Origin of the sequence: Komagataeibacter swingsii, from assembly GCF_003207895.1 — a bacterium.
Lineage (GTDB): Bacteria > Pseudomonadota > Alphaproteobacteria > Acetobacterales > Acetobacteraceae > Komagataeibacter > Komagataeibacter swingsii.
Genome location: NZ_NKUB01000017.1, coordinates 20,404 through 40,310, shown reverse-complemented (window position 1 = coordinate 40,310; position 19,907 = coordinate 20,404). Strand labels below are relative to the sequence as shown.

Genomic DNA, 19,907 nt, shown 5'->3' with positions numbered 1-19,907 from the left:
GGCTAGCCCTCCGCCTTTTCTTCCGCGGCTTTCAGCGCCGCGCGCGTTGCCGTCAGGTCGGCGTAAGCCCGTTGGGCACGTTCCGCGACAACGTTGATTTCCTGCCAGTTAAGGGGCAGGTCCTCAGCCAGGTCATGCAGGTCCATCTTGGCCTGGGTTGCCCGGGCGGAGCGTTTTTTCAGTTCCGCCTTCAGGTCGGCAATATTACCCATCATCCTGCTCCCCTATGCCCTGGCCACTTCGGGAAAACGATTGATCTGTTCAATCGCGTGCCTTACGGCCTTTTCACCCTCGCGGGCCAGAACCGCCAGACTCTCAAAACCGAAGCGATGCACGTCACGCAGTGACTTCGCCAGGACCACCAGGCTGCCCGATGTCAGGATGACCCGGCCAAAGCCTTCATGACTCATCTTCATCATCGGGGATGCCATCAGGCCGGTTTCCTGTTCGATGGCCAGGCCGACAGCCTGATAGAACGTCTCGACGCGCATCAGCGTATCCGGGTCCGGATCACTGATCATAGGCATGTTGCGTCGCTCTTCCCTTGTCACGATATAATCCGCAAGAAGTGCCGCATCCTTCTTGCGTTCCCATGCCCCGTACATGTCGTCCGCCCGGATACGGCCCACGAGTGCTTTTATGAATGGCGTGGCCATGGGGTCATCAATAACCGCGTTGTCTGGTTGGGACATGCTCAGTCCTCCTCATCAAGAAAATCCATGGAACGGGGTGTCGCTGCCCCCATTACCTTACGCAGCCATGGGGGCGGATTACCGCTCATCATGGCCTGCACCCGTTCGATCACGGACGGAATGCTCTGCGCGGCTGGCAGCTTGACGGGATGAATGCGCGCCCCGACCACCTTGGCTGCCGCCGGGCCACCAATCGCCAGCACAAACAGAAGGTTGCACCCGCTCAATGCCGCGACCTTCGGGCCGATCCTGTCGTCGCCCTCGACCTGGTGCGCCCCGGATTCATCCGATACCTCATCAAAGCCGACGGCTTCGACAAAATCGGCGGTATCGGGTGTCACGTCCCATACAGCAAAACGCCGCGCCGACCCGAAATGCGCGTTCAGGGACTTCATGTCCTGCGTTGCCACGGCGATACGCAACCGCGCGGTCGTAGCGGACCGGGGGGTATCCCGCTGTCCGTGCAACCCGGATTCAATGATCTGCAAATGACGCGCTGTCATGCACAATCTCCTCACTGGAAGGGACAGGCCATGCCGTGGCGAAATCTCCCGGCGCATGGTCATGCATCTGCCCCATGAACAGGTTGGCGACACGAAAAATCAGGTCCCGTGTGCCACGGTATCCGATCGTCTGCATGTGGGCGGTGCCGAGACGATCGAAGATGGGAAACCCGACACGCAGAAGCGGTATACCCAGTCGTTCGGCGGACTGGCGTCCATGGCTATGCGTAACCAGCAGGTCCGCGCCACCAGCCGCGCGTACCGCGTCTTCCATGTCAGCCAGATCCCCGATGATGACGCGCCGGGCCGGGATACTGTCCAGATGGGGCGCGTTGGCCGTTGACGCCACGGCCACCACGATCTCGGCGCCCATCGCGTTAAAAAACCGGGACAGGCTGAACAGCATGTCCGGATCAGCCGCGATGGCGATCCGCTTTCCGCCAAAATGGAAATGGCCGTCCAGCATGGCATCCAGAAGCTGGCTACGCTGGCGACGGTAGCGCGCCGGTACCGCCTTGCCCGATAGATGGGAAAGCAGGGAGAGCAGGCGATCATTGGCGCCCAGCCCGGTCAGGGTGGGAAAGACGGTTACCGGCACGCCCGTCAGGCTGCCCAGCAGGTCCGCGGGTCGACGCATATGTTCCCCGATGGCGATTGTATGTACGGCACGCGCCATCTGCGAGACTTCCTCAAGCCGTGCCCCGCCCTGCGTAGTCGGACACCACTCCTCGCTGATGTGCCCGTCGAGCGAACCGGACAGGTCTGGCAGGACAACCGGGTACAGGCCAAAGCTTTCAATCAGGTCCCGCAGGATTTCAATATCGGCTGGTGTCTGGCCCACGCCGGGCAGCACGTTGACCTGCTGAAAGGAAGTCATGGCAGGCGACCATGGCGCCACCACGCTTTCGATGATTGCGCTGACGGCCGCAGCCCACCCATCTTCCAGCGCGCCGGTATAATCAGGCGTTGAGGCGAATACGACGGTCGTATCCGCCAGGGCGGCCTGCCGCGCCAGAATCAGTTTCAGGTCGCCTGCATAATCCTCGCCACGTGTCTCAACCAGGGCGGTGGAGGCGATACCGATGAAACGGGGCGCCATCCGCCGCTGCAGGTTCAGCAGGGCTTCCTCCATATTGGCGGCGGCGCCAAGGATGGTGGCGACTTCATCCATCGCCGTGGTCTGGAGGGGTATGGCCTCCTTGTAGTGCCTGACAGACAGCACAAGCGCAAACGAGGTACAGCCCTGCGAACCATGGAACAGGGGCACCGCCCCCTCCATCCCCAGGTACGCCAGCGCCGCACCCAGAGGCGTCGAGGATTTGAGTGGATTGACCGATACGGCCTTACGGGACTTGATGATTTCCGCCATGTCATCCCTCCCGCGCGACAGGAACGAGCCTGGGTACATTATCATCCAGCCAGTCTTCCGTATCGCCCTGTTCCCACGGGGCGGGTCGCCTTACGTCCGCCCATACGGGGTTGGACAGCGCACGATCCAGTTCCCGCACAAGGGTGACCATGCCGTCATAGCCGGCATAGGCCTGATGACGTTCCTGGTTGATGTCGAGCCACGGCACGCGCGCCTTGAGCGCCACGAACTGCGTACGGCCACCAGACAGCAGAATATCGGCGTCGCCCCGGCGAAGCTGCGCATACATCTCACGCGGCGGAATACTGTCTACCATGTGGGCATCCCCCCCCATGAGGTCCTTGATTTTCTGTTTATCGTTTTCGGTTGACTTACGGACGGATGTCCCCACGACCACCATTCCGACTTCCTGCAGGGCGGAAACAATCGACCATGATTTCACACCACCGGTGTAAAGCAGTACGCGTTTTCCCGTCAGTCTCTGGCGATAGGGGGCAATGCGCGCCCATGCACGTGCCTCCTCGGCAGTGACAAGGGCCTCTGTCCGCTCGATCAGGTCCGCGGGCGCTCCGCGCGCGACCAGAAGGCGGGCCACCGACCGCAATGCCGCCGATGTGTCGCCAATGCCGTAGAATGACCCCTCAAAATAGGGGATTCCCCACCGTTCTTCCATTTTACGGGCAATATTGATGAGGGCCGTCGAGCACACCATCATGTTGACGCGGGAACGATGGGCGGACGCGACCTCGCGGTACCGGGCATCCCCTGTCATGCAGGCATGGACGCGGATACCCAGGGCATCGAACAGCGGGCGAACCTGCCACAGTTCGCCCGACAGATTGTATTCTCCCAGAATATTGATATCAAAGACCGTGCTGGTTTCAGGTTCCATCGTGCCGATCACATGATCGAGCAGGGCCTCCCCCGCCAGCTTGTTCCCCAGGTTCTTGGAACCAACAAATCCAGGCGCATTGACCGGTATGCAGGGGGTTCCCAACCGGCTGGTCGCATGGGCGCATACGGCAACGATGTCATCACCGATCAACGCCGGAACGCAGGTCGCGTACACGAACACGGCAGGAGGGGCATAACGGGATATGACTTCCCGAATGGCCTTGTACAGCCTTTTTTCCCCAGTCCCCATGACAATGTCCATCTGGGACAGATCGGTCGTCACGCCAAGCCTGTATAACTGGGGACCGGAACTTGCGGCATGCCGGTTATCCCAGCCATTGCCTTCACATGCCAGCGGACCATGCACCAGGTGCACGACATCCGTAATTGGCTGAAGCGCGATCTTGGCCCCATCAAAGGCACATCCACCAGCCGCGGCACCCGGCGTGAGGGGCTTGGAACATCCCTTCTTGCGTTCCTTCTCGCCCTTGGCCAGGTTTTTATCACAGCCAGGCTCGTTGAACAGTTCGGCAACCTTCGCCTTCAAAGCGTCGCTCATCGTCCTCTCCAACCTTTTTGCGGTGTTTCGCGCATGCGGGCGGCTGCCAGCCGCCCGATACAATTCAGCGTGTCAGGTCATAGGAATAATCGGTCACGCCCGGCTCGATCGTGTCGTCATCCAGTTTGTCGAATATCTTGTCCAGCAAGGTCACGAGCACACGAAGCGCCCCCTGGTACCCCCATACCGGAAAACGATGGTGATGATGGCGATCGAAAATCGGGAACATGAGACGGATCAGGGGCGTGCCCGTGTCACGTTCAAGATACTTGCCGTAGGAATTGCCAATCAGCAGATCGACCTTCTCGGTCGCCAGGAGCGAACGCATGTGCCACAGGTCCTTGCCACCCCAGGCCTTGCATCCAGCCCCGAAGGGTGAGCTGTCGAAGAGCGCCTGCATCTGCGCTTCCCAGGCCTTGGTGCCATTGGTTGCCAGACAGTGCCGTGGTTCCCCGCCCGTTTCCATGATGAACCGCGCCATGCCGTATACGAAGTCGGGATCACCGTAGATCGCATACGTCTTGCCATGCAGCCACGACTGGCTGTCCGCCATGGCGTCAATCAGGCGTCCCCGCTCCATTTCCAGTTCATGTGGTATGGGCCGGCCAGACAGTTCCGAGATTGTCTGAAGCAGTTCATCCGTGCCACCAACACCCATCGGGTAATGCAGCGCCGCCGTCTCCTGGCCGAATGTCGCGCAGTATTCCAGTGTTTTGGGGGAACAGTATTCCTGAAGCGAAATTGTTGCGGCCGCATTCACCGCGTCCCGTGCCGCCTCGATTCTGGTGCCCCCGTCATACATGCGGAACTCACCATCCGAGGGTGTGTCAAACTGGTCCGCCACATCAGACAGGATCGTGTATTCAACACCCATCAGGCCAAGGATGCGTTTGAGTTCGCGATTGTTGCCAACCGCGAAACCATCAAAGCCCGGGATGAAATTGACGGATGTACCGGGAACCCTGGTCCTGCCTTTCCAGAAATGTTCCAGAATGCCCTTGAGCATATTGTCATAGCCCGTGACATGGCTGCCAACGAAGGCTGGCGTATGCGCAAAGGGAACATCGAAGTCCTCTGGTACCGATCCCTTGCCTTTTGCCGTCTGGATGAAGGCATGCAGGTCATCGCCGATCACTTCGGCCATGCAGGTGGTCGAGACCGCGATCATCTTGGGATCGTACAGCTTGTAGGTGTTGGCCAGGCCATCCACCATATTGTTCAGGCCGCCGAATACCGCTGCATCTTCCGTCATGGAGGATGACACGGCGGAAGAAGGTTCCTTGAAATGCCGTGACAGATGCGAGCGATAATACGCCACGCATCCCTGCGAACCGTGGACGAAACTCATGGTCCGTTCAAAACCCGCCGCCACGAATACGGCACCCAGCGGCTGGCATGCCTTGGCGGGATTGACCGTAAGGGATGTACGCGCGAAGTTTTTCTCGCGGTAATCCCAGCTTTTGGTCCAGTCCGCGATTTCAGTCACTTTCTCGGCCGGAGGCATGTTCTCCAGCTTTGCCTTTTCGGCCAGCATTTCCCGGTATTCCGGCTCCCGGAACAGGGGCGCGTGGTCGAGGATCTTGTCAACATTTTGAGGCATGGTAATTGGAATCCTTTTACATGCCCGCGTGCGCCATACGGCACGCGGGCCGCTTCTTGGCCTCAGGCGGCTTTTTTCCAGGGCGCCTTGAACAGGCTCCAGACCGGGTTGTTGATCGCCAGGTCCATGTCCCGCGCAAAGATGGCGAACCCGTCGTAACCATGATACGGGCCTGAATAATCCCACGAATGCATCTGGCGGAACGGTATGCCCATTTTCTGAACGGGGTATTTTTCCTTGATGCCGGACCCCACCAGATCGGGGCGCATGCCTTCAATGAATTTTTCCAGTTCATATCCGGTCACGTCATCATAGATCAGCGTACCTTCCTTTACGTAATGACCGGTGCGCTGGTAGTCGTCATTATGGCCGAATTCGTAACCCGTGCCGGTAATTTCCATGCCCAGGTCATTATACGCATTGACGACATGGCGCGGACGCAGCCCACCAACATACAGCATGACCTTTTTGCCAGCCAGACGCGGGCGAAATTTCTCCAGTACCGCATCAACCAGAGGCTGGTACTTGGCAATAACCCGTTCAGCGCCCTCCTTGATCGTGTCATCGAACAGCGCCGCAATCTTGCGAAGGGAAGCCGCGATCTGCGAAGGACCAAAAAAATTGTATTCCACCCAGGGAATACCGTATTTTTCTTCCATATGGCGACAGATATAGTTCATGGAACGATAGCAATGGATCAGGTTGAGCTTTGCCTTCGGCGCCCGTTCCATTTCCGCCAGCGTCGCATCGCCCGACCAGTTGCCAACCACGCGCAGGCCCATTTCCTCCAGCAGGATACGCGAGGACCATGCATCTCCACCGATATTGTAGTCGCCGATGACATTCACATCATATGGCGTGGTTTCGAATGCCTCCTGGGCATCATTTTTATCGAACACCCAGTCCCGGATTGCATCATTCGCGATATGATGACCCAGTGACTGTGAAACGCCCCGGAAACCTTCGCAGCGGACCGGCACGATCGTTTTGCCGATTTCTTTCTTCTTCTTGCGTGATACGGCCTCGATATCGTCACCAATCAGCCCGATCGGGCATTCCGACTGGACTGAAATCCCCTTGGCCAGCGGGAAAAGCAGGTCAATTTCATCAATGATCTTTTCCAGCTTCTTGTCGCCACCGAACACGATGTCCTTTTCCTGGAAATCGGACGTGAACTGCATGGTGACAAACGTATCAACGCCCGTATTGCCAATGTAATAATTACGCCGCTGCGACCATGAATACTGCCCGCAGCCGACCGGCCCATGGCTGATATGCACCATGTCCTTCACCGGCCCCCAGACGACGCCCTTTGACCCGGCATAGGCACATCCCCGAATGGTCATGACACCCGGGATTGATTTTACATTGGACTTGACCGCACAGTCGCTCAGCACTTCGCCATCGACTGAATCAGCCTCTTCTTCCGCGGTTGGGGCCTTGGCGACACCCAGATGTTTCTGGCGCCGCTTCTTGGCCTTGTCCGGGTACGCTTCCAGCACTTCCGCGATCAGGCGGGCGTGGAACTCGCTTTCATTAACATTCTCTTTGTCCAGACTCATTTTCCAGTCCCCTTCGTGGAAGCGGGAAACAATGTCCGGCGGTTTCCACGCCGGACATGCATGCAATCAGTGCGAAGCCGCGGCTGCGACCTGAGCTTCCTTGGCCGCCAGTTCGGCAAGCGCCTGTTCATCCGTTTTCATGATGCCGAATTCCAGCAGCATGTCTTCCAGTTCTTCCATGGTAATCGGGGTCGGGATGGTGCCCTGCCCCGAATTGGCATGAACCTTTTCCGCCAGCGTGCGGTACTCGCCCGCCTGCTTGGAATCAGGCGCATACTGGATAACAGTCTGCCGGCGCAGTTCCGCATGCTGCACGATATTGTCGCGCGGCACGAAGTGAACCAGCTTGGAGTTCAGCCTCTTGGCCAGGGCTTCAGCCAGATCATATTCCCGATCGGTCTGTCGCTCGTTACAGATCAGTCCGCCCAGACGCACGCCGCCGGAATGCGCGTATTTCAGGATCCCTTTGGCGATGTTGTTCGCCGCATACAGCGCCATCATTTCGCCAGACATGACGATATAGATTTCCTGGGCCTTGTTTTCGCGGATCGGCATGGCAAAGCCGCCACAAACCACGTCGCCCAGCACGTCATACGAAACATAGTCAACGTTATCGTACGCGCCATTTTCCTCAAGGAAATTGATCGAAGTGATGACCCCGCGCCCCGCGCAGCCGACGCCGGGTTCCGGGCCACCGGATTCAACGCACTTGATCCCCTTGTAGCCCAGTTTCAGAACGTCTTCGAGTTCGAGATCCTCGACAGACCCAGCCTCGGCCGCAAGGCTCAGCACGGTGTCCTGCGCCTTGGCATTCAGGATCAGACGAGTGGAATCCGCCTTTGGGTCACAACCGACGATCAGGATTTTCTGACCCATCTCGACCAGCGCCGCAAGAGTGTTCTGGGAGGTCGTGGACTTGCCGATCCCACCTTTTCCATAAAAGGCGATTTGACGAAGCTTGCTCATGATATCGTCCTGTTTTCCGATAACTCGCATGATGCGGACCCTGTGGCCCGCCATCCAGAGTATCCGCAAACGTCGTGCCATCGGGCGGATACGCCAAAGGGCGCCTGCTTCCTGCCGTAGCCGACAGATTTTTGATGGTTTTGTCGCGCTTCATACAAATGCGACAACGCGATTTTCCTTTTCGGGCCATGTAAAAAAAAACCGTTGCGCATACTACATGTGCAACGGACATCGACATTCATTATGATACAGAACAATTTTTACATCATGCCCGGCAATAAAACCCAGGTACGATCCAGCCAATCCGCGTCATGCCCAGCGTTCAGCCGCGTAACTCAGAAGTCGGCCTCAAGCGTGAAGTGATAGGCGCGCGGCAGGCCGGCATAGGCTGCACTGGTGCCCGCCGCCGTTACAGCCGTGCCCGCGGCGGTGCCGTTATAGACGGATGACCAGTACCGTTCGTTCGCAACATTGGTCACGCCGAAACGGGCCATCCACGGATGCCGGGCCGCACGGAACGGAAAGCGAGCGCCCATGTCCAGCGTGACATAGGACCCAGCATAGGTCGAATTGTACACATCCGCCGCACGGCGGCCCGTGTAATGGACGTTGGCGTTGACCGCCAGGCCATTCAGCGCGAACCCCTGCGAAAACGGAATACGATAATCCAACAGCACATTGGCCTGCAGTGGCGCGACGCCCACGGCTTCCTTGTTGGATGTCCTGACATTGCCTGTATTCAGCACTTCCGCATCGATCCATGTCATGCCGCCGATAACGGCAAGACACGGCGTGATATGGCCCATGGCCTGGAATTCCACGCCATAATTCCGCTGCGTACCGAAATTACCGTAAACGTGCGATGTCGGGTCGATATAGGCATAGCTGCGTGTTGCACGGAAACCGGCCACATTGAACTGGATGTTGCGGAACATGTATTTGTAACCGACTTCAAACTCCTCACTTCGCACGGGCGACGTGAACTGGTTGTCGTTCACCGCACCAGCCGTAACCGACGTGCCGGCCTGCAGGGAACGGCCATAGGTGAAGTAGGCCGTCTGGTTGTCAGCCGGTTTGTAGATCAGGCTGGCCATGGGGCTGAAGGCGGCATCGGCCCGCGCGTTCGTGGTCTTTCCCTTGCCCAGGTGGGTGGTCGAGACAACATAGCCGTTCACCGTCTGCTTTGTCGCAGCTTCTTCCGTCACCGTCCCGGTACTGTCCTGATCCAGCCAGCTCCACGCCAGCGTGCCCATGGCCGACCAATGGCGATTGAAATGCACCGTGTCCCCCAGGATCATGGACTGGTAACGCACGTACTGGGATTCGTAATTCCCCCTGTAATAGGGCTGCGGACCATTGGGCGCCACGGCCGGATCATACAGCGATGCCGAGGCAACGGCGGTATAGCTCTGCCCGCTCAGGGGATTGTAGCCCCCCGCCATGTAGCCGTTGGTGCCAATCACAAGATCATGCCTGATGAACCCGGTATGCACATGGCCGTTGATATAGGCCATGTTGCTGCCAACCTTGAAATCATTGACCGTAGTGGCGGCGGAAATGGTCTGTTTGTAACCACCCTGGTTGTTGATCAGCGTATCGGCGGATTCAAACACCTGACGGCCTGAATCCTGATATAGGCCCCCGATCACGAAGCTCCAGTCATCATTGATCCGATGCTTGAGCTTGGCGAGGAAGACGTTGTTCTCAGAGTTGTAGCCCGCATAATCCTGCCCCATGTGCGGCCTGCTCAGGTCGGGGGCTTCGGGCAACTGCATGTTGTTGAGATTGACACCCGCGGGCATGCCGCGTTCATCATACGTGTAATGGCTGGCATCGAGTTCAAGAACCGTATCGCGGTCGAAATGGATGTCGAAATCAGCACTGACCATATTACGTCGCACCCAGCTGTCCTGCACATAGGTCGTGCCGTCACCGTGCAGCAGGTTGATGCGATAGCCAAACCATCCGTTCTTGCCAAGGCGGCCCGATGAATCGACATTTTCCATGAGCGTGCCGATGGAATCCACGCCGACCACAAGGCGGTTGATGCGCTCATCCGTCGGGCGCTTCAGGCCATATTCAAACGTGCCGGCCGGGTTCTGGGGGCCATACAGCGCACCGGCAAGGCCGTTGAGCACCTGCACATTGTCGAACTGCTCGGCCGCATAGGGGGTCACGGTAAACGCATTCAGGCCATCAATGCGGCTGTTGGAAATCACGTCCGCCTCGAACCCGCGTGACTGCGGGCGGCTGGTGCCGGGGTCGGCGCGGGTTTCCAACTGGACCGACGGCAGGTACTGCATCAGGTCATTAATGTTGCGCGCCTGCTGGTTGACGATCACGTCATGTGGCACGGTCATGATCGACATGGGCGCATCAAGCGTGCGGCGCGTGCCCAGCGGGCCAAGGTTCGCGGTCTTCTTGTTATAGTTGGCCGCCGCGCCCGCCACCATCCGATGGTGGCCGATAACTGTCATTTCTTCCGCATTGACGGACGTTACTGCATTATCCTTGCCACCAGCACCCCTCGCGGCGGATGACTGGGCCTTCTTGCCCTGTGCATATGCGGAAGGAATGAATAATGCGCCCAGGCAGGCAGAAAACATCCATACCATACCCGTATTCATCCGGACCATGACCGCCCTCCATATCATTTCGGTTATTTAACTAATGTTCATATAATTCTGCCTTTCTGCCTACGTCTATATATATTTTAATATGATTTATATTTATTACTTCTACCCACCATGTATTGATGTGTACATGCCAAACCTGTCGCCAACCGGTATGCACCCGAGCAGGCAACATGAAAACAAAGCAATACGATCGTAGCATTGAATAATCTATGTTGCTTTCATAGAAACTGACAAGTTTTTAATATAATGGGTCAAAAATAATTTTCAAATTACTGATTGCGTTATTTATTGGCAGATTCCTTAATAAAGTCCGTAACGTCCTGTAGCGATATGCAGACCGGACGGATATTATTTTGTTTAAGAAATGCCATTTCATTGCGCGTCATGATTTCAGGTTCCATGACAGCATAATATGGTCCTGCTGACCGTTTCATGATCTGTCGTGCGTAAATCCGCAACATCTGGTCGTCAAACCGACATCCCAGAAACAAAAAACCACATTCTGACCGCCGGGACCTGATCATTTCCGGAATGGGCGTCTGGATATCAATCTCCGTCAGGATCTCGACATAATCAGAATCAGCAACCAGGTAATTGCGGGCTGGCGTAACCGATCCATGAGGTTTGTACAGAATCGTTCTCCACTGCGCCGCATTTTCAACCGGCACTTCCTTTCCACTGGCCCCATAGGCGCGATACCACTGGAATTCACCAATTCCTGCACGTGGAATCCCCTGTATTTCTCCCCATTCGCCAGCAGCCAGGCAGGTTTCCAGCGCAGCCCGCATCGCACCATCATACCAGGTGTCAATAATCATCGGTGGTGCATAGGCCGCCAATATTTCATGCAGTTCTACAGGTTTTACAGGCTCGGCATATGCACGATCCATCAACGCAGTCAGGGTGGAACGATGGCGGTGGCTTTCAATATATTGTGCCGCTGCCCATGGATTGCCGCGGGCCCGCTTGGGCAGGGCAACCTGTCGCCCCAAGAAAGCGGCGAGTTCGGTCGGGCTTGCGGGAACAACCGTATTCTGCGCAAGGGCACTTACGCCAGTACCCAGATAGGGAATCAGACGCCGCGCATGTAATCCTGCGCTTATTTCATTCATAACATCCGTCATGAACCCTCTCCTTCAAGCTTACGAGCATTGACCGTAATGGGCAGTTGGGTCTGGGCGTCCATAACAGGTAACTCAAGTACCCACCCATTCTTGAGCTTTACCCATCCACCCCACAGCGCATCATGCTGCTGGGCAATAACCGGCTCTTCCAGATCCTTGCGCGGCACGTAAACCGACAGGCCGCGTGCGTCCCGTCGCAGCATGATCTTCATTTTAATGCCTCTGCTTCCAGATTGAGTTCGCGTGCACGCATGCCGACAACAGTACCACGTTCGACAAATTCCACGGCATAGATGTAATAGCGCTGCAAAAAGACACCAATATCACGGACATAGCCGACATCTCCCTTATGAACGAGCATTTCACCAATTTCCCGTCCCGCAAAAGTGCCGTCATTTTTTACATATCGCGTTGCCCGTACTTTGGTACCAGGCAGGAAAACAGGCTGCCTGCGGATTTCGACTTCTTCCTCACGTCCCAGTCCCATCGGAGTTCTCCTTTCGAACATCTTCTGCCAGACGACGCGTGATCAGTTCCCGGACAAGCGGTTCGTCATCGTCGGCCAGGGCATGCAACATGGCTACCGGCAATCGCTCAATGGCCGTAAACCGGACACGCACGTCATCGTCCGTCGCCATGACGGGCAATAACGCCACTGGCAACCGCGTAGCCAAAATCTGTCGTACCGTCGGTTCTGTATCCGACAACATCAAGTACAGATACGCAGGCGCAATACGGCGCGCGACCCAGCGCCGTATATCCGCATCCTGATCCTGGACCGCCAGCACCAGCATGTCCGGCTCAAGCCGCCTGATCACCATAAGGCGGACCAGCGCATCCGGATCGGCCAGTAGCCGGAGCAGTTCATTTCCTTCAAGCCGACTGGCCACGGAAACCCGTACGCGCCGGTCAGGATCAGCCGCCAGGGGAAGGATACGCCGGATTGGCAACCGGAGCACGGCCCCCACCCTGACCTCCGGTTCTGGGTCAGCCAGCAGCGGCGGCAAGCGGAATATGGTACAATATCGCACAGCGATCGCACGGACTTCATCGTATGGGTGATCGAGATATTCGTCCGCCATGGACGGGTTCTGGGTAAAAAACCTATCCACCCGGCGAGCGCGACGATCCCGTACGCAACTACGTCCGCGCTGGCATCTGCCGTCCCGATGCATCGGTTCGTGCCGGCAATCCCGACACCGCACCTGTTGCCCCTGCCAGTCAACCGCTTCATGTATCAAGCCGGCAGGCGGGGCGGGCGCGTCGCGCTCTGGCTTTTTCTGGCTCATGCAACCGCCCCGAAGCCGTTTATGCCGGAACGCAGGTATTGGGAACGGGGCAGACTTCAGCGCATTGTGGCGCATCAAAGTGCCCCTCGCATTCCGTACACTTCTTGGGATCAATTACGTACAGATCATTCTTGAGCCGGATGGCGGCGTTCGGGCATTCGAATTCGCATGCCCCGCATACCGTGCACTGCGATGTAATGATTTTGTAAGCCATGTTTCTGTTCCTGAATTTTTGTATCGTGAAAGTGTGGATTCACGCCGTCTGGCGGATTTCCATTCCAAAAGTTGCGGAATACCATCCGGTAATACCTGCCTCGATCCAGTCATGGGCATACGCCTGACTGATCTCGATCCCGGCAGCACCCATGCTTTCACGCGGGCAGTCACCGACCTTGGCGCATAACACCATATGAATCCCTTCCAGGGCTTCAATCGTACTGTTCAGGGTTGCGTCCTCGCCCCATCCCCCTTCACAATAATTCTCGACTTTGCGATGGCCGATGAACTGGATGCCCGAAGCGGAAACCTCATAGACCTGGAACTCGCGCGCATGCCCGAAATGCTGGTTGATCCGGCCGCCACCTTTGGTCGCAACCGCGACCAGGACGGGCGCTTCAGTCTCAATTTCGGCCAGCACCGCATCGGCGGCCCTGCGCTGCTTCATATGTTCGCCCCGTTCCTGCGCCACAACTTCACGGTAGGTTTCCCGGCGTGACGGGTCGTAAGAAACTTCGTCGGCCAGTTGATCCATTGTGAACTCCTGTCCACGGTCCTCGCCCAGCAGGCCTACGGCATCAGCCCGGCACTGACGGCAGTGGCGCATGAGTTTTGTTCCATCAGACAACTGATCCTGAAGCGCCTTGAGTTCATGAGCGCGCGGGCCGCGCTGTCCCGTCAGCCCGAAATGCGTACCATGCGCGGGATCGGATATAAGCGGCATGATGTTATGCAGGAAAGCTCCCCTGGCCTTGACAACCTTATTTACCTCAATCAGGTGTTCGTCATTTATGCCGGGAATCATGACGGAGTTGATTTTAGTCAGGATGCCTCGCGCCGTCAGCATATCAAGTCCCAGCATCTGACGTTCATGCAGGATTCGGGATGCATCCAGTCCGGTCCAGCGTTTATTCCTGTAGAATATCCATGGATAGATCTTCGTACCGATTTCCGGATCGACCATATTGATGGTGATCGTGACATGGTCGATATTCATTCGGGCGATTTCATCGACATGATCGGGAAGAGCGAGACCATTGGTCGAAAGGCACAATTTTATGTCGGGAATGTCCTGCGAGACCTGCGCGAATGTTTCGCGTGTCTTGTTCCAGTCGTAACAGGCGTCGCCTGGCCCGGCGATTCCAAGAACGGAAAGTTGGGGTACCTCGTTGGCAACGGTAATGACCTTACGCCGCGCCTGCACCGGGGTCAGCTTTTCCGATACCACACCGGGGCGACTTTCATTCGCGCAATCATATTTACGATTACAATAATTGCACTGGATATTGCATGCGGGAGCGACAGCAACATGCATCCGAGCAAAATAATGATGGGCTTCCTCTGAATAACATGGATGATCCTTGACCTTTTCCCATATTTCGGGAGGAAGATCGGAAGGACCATCGGAACTTCCGCAACTGGAAGAAGAACATCCTCCATCGCCTGTCAGCGCGACACGCATGTCCTGCGCGGCGGTCGGGGTAAGCGTACCCAAATTTATCAGCTGTGCCATTGCCATTCTCCGGACTGACTTTCGCTATCAGATCCGGCGCAAGAAGCATGCCACGTATAATAGCAAGATCCGGCTATGCTTTATGGTGCCGCGCGTCATATGCGCGTCATATGCGCGACAGAAATGTGCCGACAGCGACAATCCTGACATAAGACGTCGAATCAGAACTTCTTTATGGAGATGCCATTCTTGCGTAGCGCATAGCCAATCTGCCTGGGTGTAAGGCCCAGTATGCGTGCCGCCTTGGCCTGAACCCATCCGGCCCTTTCCATCGCGTCGATCAGTTCGTCACGCTGGTTACTCCATTCCCCCTGTGCTGCTGAACAGACTGATGACGACCGGCACGTTGCCGGATCAGGCATGGGACATGCCCCCTCCTCGTTCTCCGTTCCGGCGGAAGCGGGAACAACAGGTTTTTCGTTCCCCCTTTCCTCATTATCCGATCGTGGCATGTCCATGTCGGATGGTGCAGGCGTACGCCAGAAAATGGATGACAGACATCCATCGCTACGGCAGGCGAAGTCATGCGCGGTGATAACCGGCCCCTCAGCCAGGGTTGCCGTTCTACGGATGCAATTTTCCAACTCACGCACGTTTCCTGGAAAGTAGCAGGCTGTCAGCACCTCCATTCCCTCAGGATCAATTGAAAGATTCCGATGGTTACTTTCGTTGAAACGTCGCAGGAATTCTTCCGCGAGAAGCGGAATATCGGACGTCCGCGCCCGTAAGGGCGGCAGAAAAATCGGGATCACGCTCAAACGGTAATATAGGTCGGCACGAAAACGCCCCTTGCTTACCGCATCTTCCAGATCGCGGTTCGTCGCCGTCACGATCCGCAGATTAACCTTGAGCGTTCGCGTCCCACCCACGCGTTCAAATTCACCCTCCTGAAGAACACGTAGAAGCTTTGCCTGAAAACTGGGAGAAATTTCTCCGATTTCATCCATAAACAGCGTACCGCCATCCGCCAGTTCGAAACGCCCCTTACGTTGTGACAGCGCGCCGGTGAAGGCCCCTTTTTCATGACCGAACAGTTCGGATTCAAGAACACTTTCGGGCAGTGCCGCACAATTCAGCTTGACGAAAGGCTTCCCTTGTCTGGGAGAAGCCATATGGATGGCTTCGGCAAACAGTTCCTTGCCGGTTCCTGACTCGCCACGTAACAGGACAGTTACATTGCTTCTTGCAACGATCTCTATCTTTTTCATTACGGCCTGCAGGGCCGGACTATTGCCAACAACCCTCAAATGACTGTCGGTATCCCGTGTTGCTGATGCGACCCTGTGTTCCTGTGCCACGTCTGTCATCAGTCGTTCACGATCATTCTGTACAAGGCGATGCAGGCGCAGCATCTGCCCCATAAGCCCTGCAACCATGGAAAGAAGACTGACGTCAATACTTCCCACGATCGAGTCCTCGGCAATGGCGGTTCGGTCAAGAAGCAGGACCCCCAGGACCTTTTCACGACTTGTAACTGGCACACCGATTATGCCAATTCGCCCGGCGGCGACTTCCCACGCGGGTGATTTGGCGAAACCATAGCGGATATCCCGTGCGACATCGGGAACCAGGAGTGGCTGCCTGCTGGTTACGATCTGTCCGACAGCCTGTTCGGGAAAACTGTCAAAATAGGTTTTCGCCGCAGCCGTGTCAGCATATGTGCCAATAAAGGTATCGGCGATGCCAGGCTGCTCCCTGTCGGCAAACAGAACGACAACGGCATTGTTCATATCTACAAAGTTTTCAAGAACGCCTAGTACGTTCCTGATTATCGCAGAGGCTTCCGCCGGTGCGCATAAAATTTTGGAAATTTCATGCAGACCGAACAACGCGCGCTCTGCCCAAGTTGACTGGCCAGCCGCATTTGCGGGCCGACAAGGAACGTGATCCGCAGGCATATCGCGTGCCTCCCCGCCTGTTCAATTGTACCCATAATATACGCTTTAGGGATACGCCAATGATGGCATCCCGACGCGGCAGTTGCCACCTTTCATTTTCGATCTGTCATATATTTTATTGGGAAAATTCGATAGCAAGATTATTTTTCTTTTATTCCGGGCATTTATAAATCGTCTATATTCAAGCAGAAATAGATATGCACGCGTACTGATGCAGAGATTTCCTGTATATGCCATAATGGTCTCCCGGAGTGTTCCGTTTCGCCGCCTCCTTGATGTCCCGCCCGGTCTATCAACAGCGCGCCTGATATCGTGCCTGCCATTCCATCCAGCAGGCTCAGCTTGTGATGGAACTATTACAATATCGCGGCACCTGGTCGCAGCCATTCCCGTATATGGGCACTCTGTATTACCAGCCGGTTACCGGACGGAATATCCGGTTGTAGCCCGATCAGCCTATACAGCATAGACACCCTGCTCGCGTGGTCTCCACGCTGCCTGAATGTGTCCCTGAATAAATCCAGGACCCTGCATATGCCATGCCATAATGCGGCAGCATGCCCGCAAACCATCTTTTTTAATATCATGGGGATGATCACTACATGCAGGATAGCGACAATATGACTGAAATACACCATGTTGGTGGGGCATCACTGTTGTTCCATTCACTGGACTGACAAGGGAACATACGCAATTCTCATGCCGCCATGGAACATGACAGTACTTGCACGGTACTGAATATCACGTCGTATTTATATGCCATTCCTTAACTGCCTTATCACATGGCACGTTTCTTGCTTCCCTCTCTTTCATATACTCCGCTGTCAGCGGGTATCAGAAAGCGCGGCAATTCCAGGGTATTTATATGGCCATGTTCACCTGTTGGAATAAGGAGGGTTACGATGCGTATTCACCGTCTGATCATTCTCGCTTTGGCCATTACAGGTGCACTGATTTCAAGCAATCGGGCCAGTGCAGACCCGCTCCGTCTGGCTGTAGCCGCAAATTTTATACAGACGGCGCAGCAACTGGCAGATGAATTCATGCAAAGAACCGACCTGTCCGTGACAATCAGTTCAGGATCAAGCGGTCAACTGGCTACACAGGTCAGGGAGGGCGCACCATTTGATATTTTTCTCAGCGCGGATACGCAACGACCGGAAGAACTTGTTTCCAGCGGTCTGGCCATAGCATCTTCGCGTTTTACCTATGCCATTGGCCAGTTGGTACTATGGCGCCCAACAACCGGCATCCCCCCTGACGAGCAAATGCTGAGGAACGGGCAATTTGCCCATCTTGCGCTCTGCAATCCCGCTACGGCACCATATGGTGCGGCTGCGATTGAAACATTGAAGGCATGGAACCTTTATGACCAGTTACGCCCCCGGCTGGTTGTGGCGCAATCCGTAAGCCAGGCCCTTGAACTGATCCAGAGCGGCAATGCGGAACTGGGATTCGTTGCGCTGGCCCAGGTGAGCAGGCTTAAGGAAGGAAAATACACGGTTATACCAGAAAGTCTGTATTCACCGCTGCGTCAGGACGCGGTGCTGTTATCGAGAGCGGGAGAGAATATAGACGCACGCCAATTCATGACTTTCCTGCATGGACCTCAAGCCCGTGACATGATCAGGCGCGCCGGTTATCTGACCCCCAATGGTGAACAGGAAGCCGCACGATGAAGGGAATCCCCACCGATGTCATAGAAGCCACCATCCTGACGCTGGAACTGGCAGTGGTTACGACAGGTATGCTTGTGACAATAGCATTACCCCTTGCATGGTGGCTGGCATTCCCGCACCGATGGTGGAAGTCCATGGTCAACGCGGTTATTTCCCTTCCGCTTGTGCTTCCCCCCAGTGTACTCGGATACTACCTGCTCCTCGCCTTTGGCCCGACAGGGCCTGGGGGATGGATTGCGCGCCTGTGGGGCGCCCGCACGCTCGCATTCAGCTTTCATGGTCTGGTCATTGGCTCCCTGCTTTATGCGCTGCCCTTTGCCGTGCAGCCCATCCAGAACGCGTTCCACGCCATGGGGCGCCATCCGGTGGAAAGTGCCGCCGTGTTAGGTGCATCGCCATGGCGCACATTTTATCGTATTGCCATTCCGATGGCATGGCGTGGCGTTGTCACTGCCATTGTATTGAGTTTTGCCCATACGATTGGAGAATTTGGAATAGTCCTCATGATCGGGGGGGACATTCCGGGCCAGACACGCGTGCTGTCGGTTGCTTTATACGATTATGTCGAAAGTGCCCGATGGCATGACGCCAACATGATTGCAGGCGGCATGGTCATGTTTTCTTTCCTGACAATCCTTCTTTTGTCTTCATTGCAAAATCGTAAACGGAGACATACTTCATGACGCAAGATCAGGGCCTTCGCGCCGCGTTTTACGGAAGGATCGGCGCCTTCCGATACAATGTTGAATTTACATTGCCAGGACACGGCATTACGGCACTTTCCGGTCCTTCCGGATGTGGAAAGAGTACTGTCCTTCGCTGTATTGCCGGGCTGGAACGATCCGCCGAGGGGTACTGTCACTTCAACGGCCGCATCTGGCAGGATGGGCGGAAGTTCATACCTGCATGGAAGCGGCCGGTTGGCTTTGTCTTTCAGCATCCCTCCCTCTTCCCCCATATGTCCGTCAGGCAAAACCTGGTATTTGGCTCACCCGGCAATTGGCGCGCATCATTGCGGTCCGGCTTTTCTGAAGTCGTTACGATACTCGACCTCGAAACCCTGCTTGACCGGAACGTCACCCAACTGTCTGGTGGCGAAAAGCAACGTGTCGCCATCGGTCGCGCACTGCTCCGCCGGCCGCTTCTGTTGTTGATGGATGAACCATTATCTGCGCTCGACCAGGCACGAAAAAGCCGGATACTGCCTTACCTGAAGGCCTTCAGCAAACGAATGAATATTCCGGTCCTGTATATTTCCCATGACCGGAAAGAAATCGATTACCTGACGGACCGCATTATATTGATGGATGCGGGCCAGACCTTCAATCCTTCCATCAATCATGATATGGAAAATACTGCCTGCCGAAAATATCCTGTCTTCTCGGCTCCTCTGTTGGGAGAATGAAA

General features: G+C 56.0%; 19 protein-coding genes and 1 pseudogene. 3 read left to right on the top strand and 17 right to left on the bottom strand.

Annotated features, from left to right (window positions below):
* Positions 1-2: 2 nt before the first annotated feature.
* From CFR76_RS12370 to nifA, 17 genes and pseudogenes are all read right to left on the bottom strand, one after another.
* Positions 3-212: a CCE_0567 family metalloprotein gene (locus CFR76_RS12370; RefSeq protein ID WP_110557329.1), complete on the bottom strand. Its 210-nt coding sequence runs from the start codon at positions 210-212 to the stop codon at positions 3-5.
* A 12-nt stretch (positions 213-224) separates the two neighbouring features.
* Positions 225-692 (bottom strand): NifX-associated nitrogen fixation protein, encoded by a 468-nt coding sequence (locus CFR76_RS12365; protein ID WP_110557312.1) that lies wholly within the window; start codon positions 690-692, stop codon positions 225-227.
* A gap of 2 nt (positions 693-694) precedes the next feature.
* Positions 695-1,195 (bottom strand): nitrogen fixation protein NifX, encoded by a 501-nt coding sequence (gene nifX / locus CFR76_RS12360; protein WP_110557311.1) that lies wholly within the window; start codon positions 1,193-1,195, stop codon positions 695-697.
* Positions 1,167-2,609, bottom strand: a complete 1,443-nt coding sequence (gene nifN / locus CFR76_RS12355) for a nitrogenase iron-molybdenum cofactor biosynthesis protein NifN (RefSeq protein WP_244191923.1) — start codon at positions 2,607-2,609, stop codon at positions 1,167-1,169. Before nifN ends, nifX begins: the two co-directional genes overlap by 29 nt.
* Positions 2,566-4,017, bottom strand: a complete 1,452-nt coding sequence (nifE, locus tag CFR76_RS12350) for a nitrogenase iron-molybdenum cofactor biosynthesis protein NifE (RefSeq protein WP_110557309.1) — start codon at positions 4,015-4,017, stop codon at positions 2,566-2,568. The genes nifN and nifE overlap by 44 nt, the downstream gene beginning before the upstream one ends.
* Before the next feature lie 64 nt (positions 4,018-4,081).
* A complete protein-coding gene (gene nifK, locus CFR76_RS12345) occupies positions 4,082-5,617 on the bottom strand; it encodes a nitrogenase molybdenum-iron protein subunit beta (RefSeq protein WP_110557308.1) in 1,536 nt (511 codons plus the stop codon).
* Between the two features lie 62 nt (positions 5,618-5,679).
* Positions 5,680-7,179 (bottom strand): nitrogenase molybdenum-iron protein alpha chain, encoded by a 1,500-nt coding sequence (gene nifD, locus CFR76_RS12340; RefSeq protein ID WP_110557307.1) that lies wholly within the window; start codon positions 7,177-7,179, stop codon positions 5,680-5,682.
* 66 nt (positions 7,180-7,245) lie between these two features.
* On the bottom strand, positions 7,246-8,145 hold the full coding sequence (gene nifH / locus CFR76_RS12335; protein WP_110557306.1) for a nitrogenase iron protein: 900 nt from the start codon (positions 8,143-8,145) through the stop codon (positions 7,246-7,248).
* A gap of 335 nt (positions 8,146-8,480) precedes the next feature.
* On the bottom strand, positions 8,481-10,622 hold the full coding sequence (locus CFR76_RS12330; protein ID WP_244191922.1) for a TonB-dependent receptor: 2,142 nt from the start codon (positions 10,620-10,622) through the stop codon (positions 8,481-8,483).
* Positions 10,623-11,062: 440 nt separating this feature from the next.
* Positions 11,063-11,905, bottom strand: coding sequence for an SIR2 family NAD-dependent protein deacylase (locus CFR76_RS12325; RefSeq protein ID WP_110557305.1), 843 nt, complete (start codon positions 11,903-11,905; stop codon positions 11,063-11,065).
* Positions 11,902-12,117, bottom strand: a complete 216-nt coding sequence (gene nifT, locus CFR76_RS12320) for a putative nitrogen fixation protein NifT (RefSeq protein WP_110557304.1) — start codon at positions 12,115-12,117, stop codon at positions 11,902-11,904. The genes CFR76_RS12325 and nifT overlap by 4 nt, the downstream gene beginning before the upstream one ends.
* The gene (locus tag CFR76_RS12315; protein WP_110557303.1) at positions 12,114-12,392 is read right to left on the bottom strand and encodes a nitrogen fixation protein NifZ; all 279 of its coding nucleotides are present in this window, start codon (positions 12,390-12,392) and stop codon (positions 12,114-12,116) included. Before CFR76_RS12315 ends, nifT begins: the two co-directional genes overlap by 4 nt.
* Positions 12,376-12,987 carry an LRV FeS4 cluster domain-containing protein gene (locus CFR76_RS12310; RefSeq protein WP_244191925.1) on the bottom strand — a complete coding sequence of 204 codons (612 nt, stop codon included), beginning with the start codon at positions 12,985-12,987 and terminating at the stop codon, positions 12,376-12,378. Before CFR76_RS12310 ends, CFR76_RS12315 begins: the two co-directional genes overlap by 17 nt.
* Positions 12,988-13,194: pseudogene (locus CFR76_RS18720) on the bottom strand (4Fe4S-binding leucine-rich repeat protein); the annotation flags it as partial.
* Positions 13,195-13,213: 19 nt separating this feature from the next.
* The gene (locus CFR76_RS12305) at positions 13,214-13,408 is read right to left on the bottom strand and encodes a 4Fe-4S binding protein (RefSeq protein WP_110557301.1); all 195 of its coding nucleotides are present in this window, start codon (positions 13,406-13,408) and stop codon (positions 13,214-13,216) included.
* A 39-nt stretch (positions 13,409-13,447) separates the two neighbouring features.
* Positions 13,448-14,872 carry a nitrogenase cofactor biosynthesis protein NifB gene (gene nifB, locus CFR76_RS12300; RefSeq protein WP_244191924.1) on the bottom strand — a complete coding sequence of 475 codons (1,425 nt, stop codon included), beginning with the start codon at positions 14,870-14,872 and terminating at the stop codon, positions 13,448-13,450.
* Between the two features lie 212 nt (positions 14,873-15,084).
* Entirely contained in the window at positions 15,085-16,821 is a 1,737-nt protein-coding gene (gene nifA / locus CFR76_RS12295; RefSeq protein ID WP_110557299.1) for a nif-specific transcriptional activator NifA, read from the bottom strand.
* A 902-nt stretch (positions 16,822-17,723) separates the two neighbouring features.
* Here nifA and modA point away from each other — a divergent pair.
* The 3 genes from modA to CFR76_RS12275 are packed head-to-tail and all read left to right on the top strand — an operon-like array spanning position 17,724 to position 19,905.
* Positions 17,724-18,500, top strand: a complete 777-nt coding sequence (gene modA, locus CFR76_RS12285; RefSeq protein WP_110557297.1) for a molybdate ABC transporter substrate-binding protein — start codon at positions 17,724-17,726, stop codon at positions 18,498-18,500.
* A complete protein-coding gene (gene modB, locus CFR76_RS12280) occupies positions 18,497-19,183 on the top strand; it encodes a molybdate ABC transporter permease subunit (protein WP_110557296.1) in 687 nt (228 codons plus the stop codon). Before modA ends, modB begins: the two co-directional genes overlap by 4 nt.
* Positions 19,180-19,905, top strand: a complete 726-nt coding sequence (locus tag CFR76_RS12275; protein WP_110557295.1) for an ATP-binding cassette domain-containing protein — start codon at positions 19,180-19,182, stop codon at positions 19,903-19,905. The genes modB and CFR76_RS12275 overlap by 4 nt, the downstream gene beginning before the upstream one ends.
* Positions 19,906-19,907 lie beyond the last annotated feature (2 nt).

Bases quoted from the DNA above. Each gene is read 5' to 3' on its own strand.
- CFR76_RS12370 (WP_110557329.1), bottom strand. From the start codon at position 212: ATGGGTAATATTGCCGACCTGAAGGCGGAACTGAAAAAACGCTCCGCC.
- CFR76_RS12365 (WP_110557312.1), bottom strand. From the start codon at position 692: ATGTCCCAACCAGACAACGCGGTTATTGATGACCCCATGGCCACGCCA.
- nifX (WP_110557311.1), bottom strand. From the start codon at position 1,195: ATGACAGCGCGTCATTTGCAGATCATTGAATCCGGGTTGCACGGACAG.
- nifN (WP_244191923.1), bottom strand. From the start codon at position 2,609: ATGATAATGTACCCAGGCTCGTTCCTGTCGCGCGGGAGGGATGACATG.
- nifE (WP_110557309.1), bottom strand. From the start codon at position 4,017: ATGAGCGACGCTTTGAAGGCGAAGGTTGCCGAACTGTTCAACGAGCCT.
- nifK (WP_110557308.1), bottom strand. From the start codon at position 5,617: ATGCCTCAAAATGTTGACAAGATCCTCGACCACGCGCCCCTGTTCCGG.
- nifD (WP_110557307.1), bottom strand. From the start codon at position 7,179: ATGAGTCTGGACAAAGAGAATGTTAATGAAAGCGAGTTCCACGCCCGC.
- nifH (WP_110557306.1), bottom strand. From the start codon at position 8,145: ATGAGCAAGCTTCGTCAAATCGCCTTTTATGGAAAAGGTGGGATCGGC.
- CFR76_RS12330 (WP_244191922.1), bottom strand. From the start codon at position 10,622: ATGACAGTTATCGGCCACCATCGGATGGTGGCGGGCGCGGCGGCCAAC.
- CFR76_RS12325 (WP_110557305.1), bottom strand. From the start codon at position 11,905: ATGACGGATGTTATGAATGAAATAAGCGCAGGATTACATGCGCGGCGT.
- nifT (WP_110557304.1), bottom strand. From the start codon at position 12,117: ATGAAGATCATGCTGCGACGGGACGCACGCGGCCTGTCGGTTTACGTG.
- CFR76_RS12315 (WP_110557303.1), bottom strand. From the start codon at position 12,392: ATGGGACTGGGACGTGAGGAAGAAGTCGAAATCCGCAGGCAGCCTGTT.
- CFR76_RS12310 (WP_244191925.1), bottom strand. From the start codon at position 12,987: ATGGCGGACGAATATCTCGATCACCCATACGATGAAGTCCGTGCGATC.
- CFR76_RS12305 (WP_110557301.1), bottom strand. From the start codon at position 13,408: ATGGCTTACAAAATCATTACATCGCAGTGCACGGTATGCGGGGCATGC.
- nifB (WP_244191924.1), bottom strand. From the start codon at position 14,872: ATGCGTGTCGCGCTGACAGGCGATGGAGGATGTTCTTCTTCCAGTTGC.
- nifA (WP_110557299.1), bottom strand. From the start codon at position 16,821: ATGCCTGCGGATCACGTTCCTTGTCGGCCCGCAAATGCGGCTGGCCAG.
- modA (WP_110557297.1), top strand. From the start codon at position 17,724: ATGCGTATTCACCGTCTGATCATTCTCGCTTTGGCCATTACAGGTGCA.
- modB (WP_110557296.1), top strand. From the start codon at position 18,497: ATGAAGGGAATCCCCACCGATGTCATAGAAGCCACCATCCTGACGCTG.
- CFR76_RS12275 (WP_110557295.1), top strand. From the start codon at position 19,180: ATGACGCAAGATCAGGGCCTTCGCGCCGCGTTTTACGGAAGGATCGGC.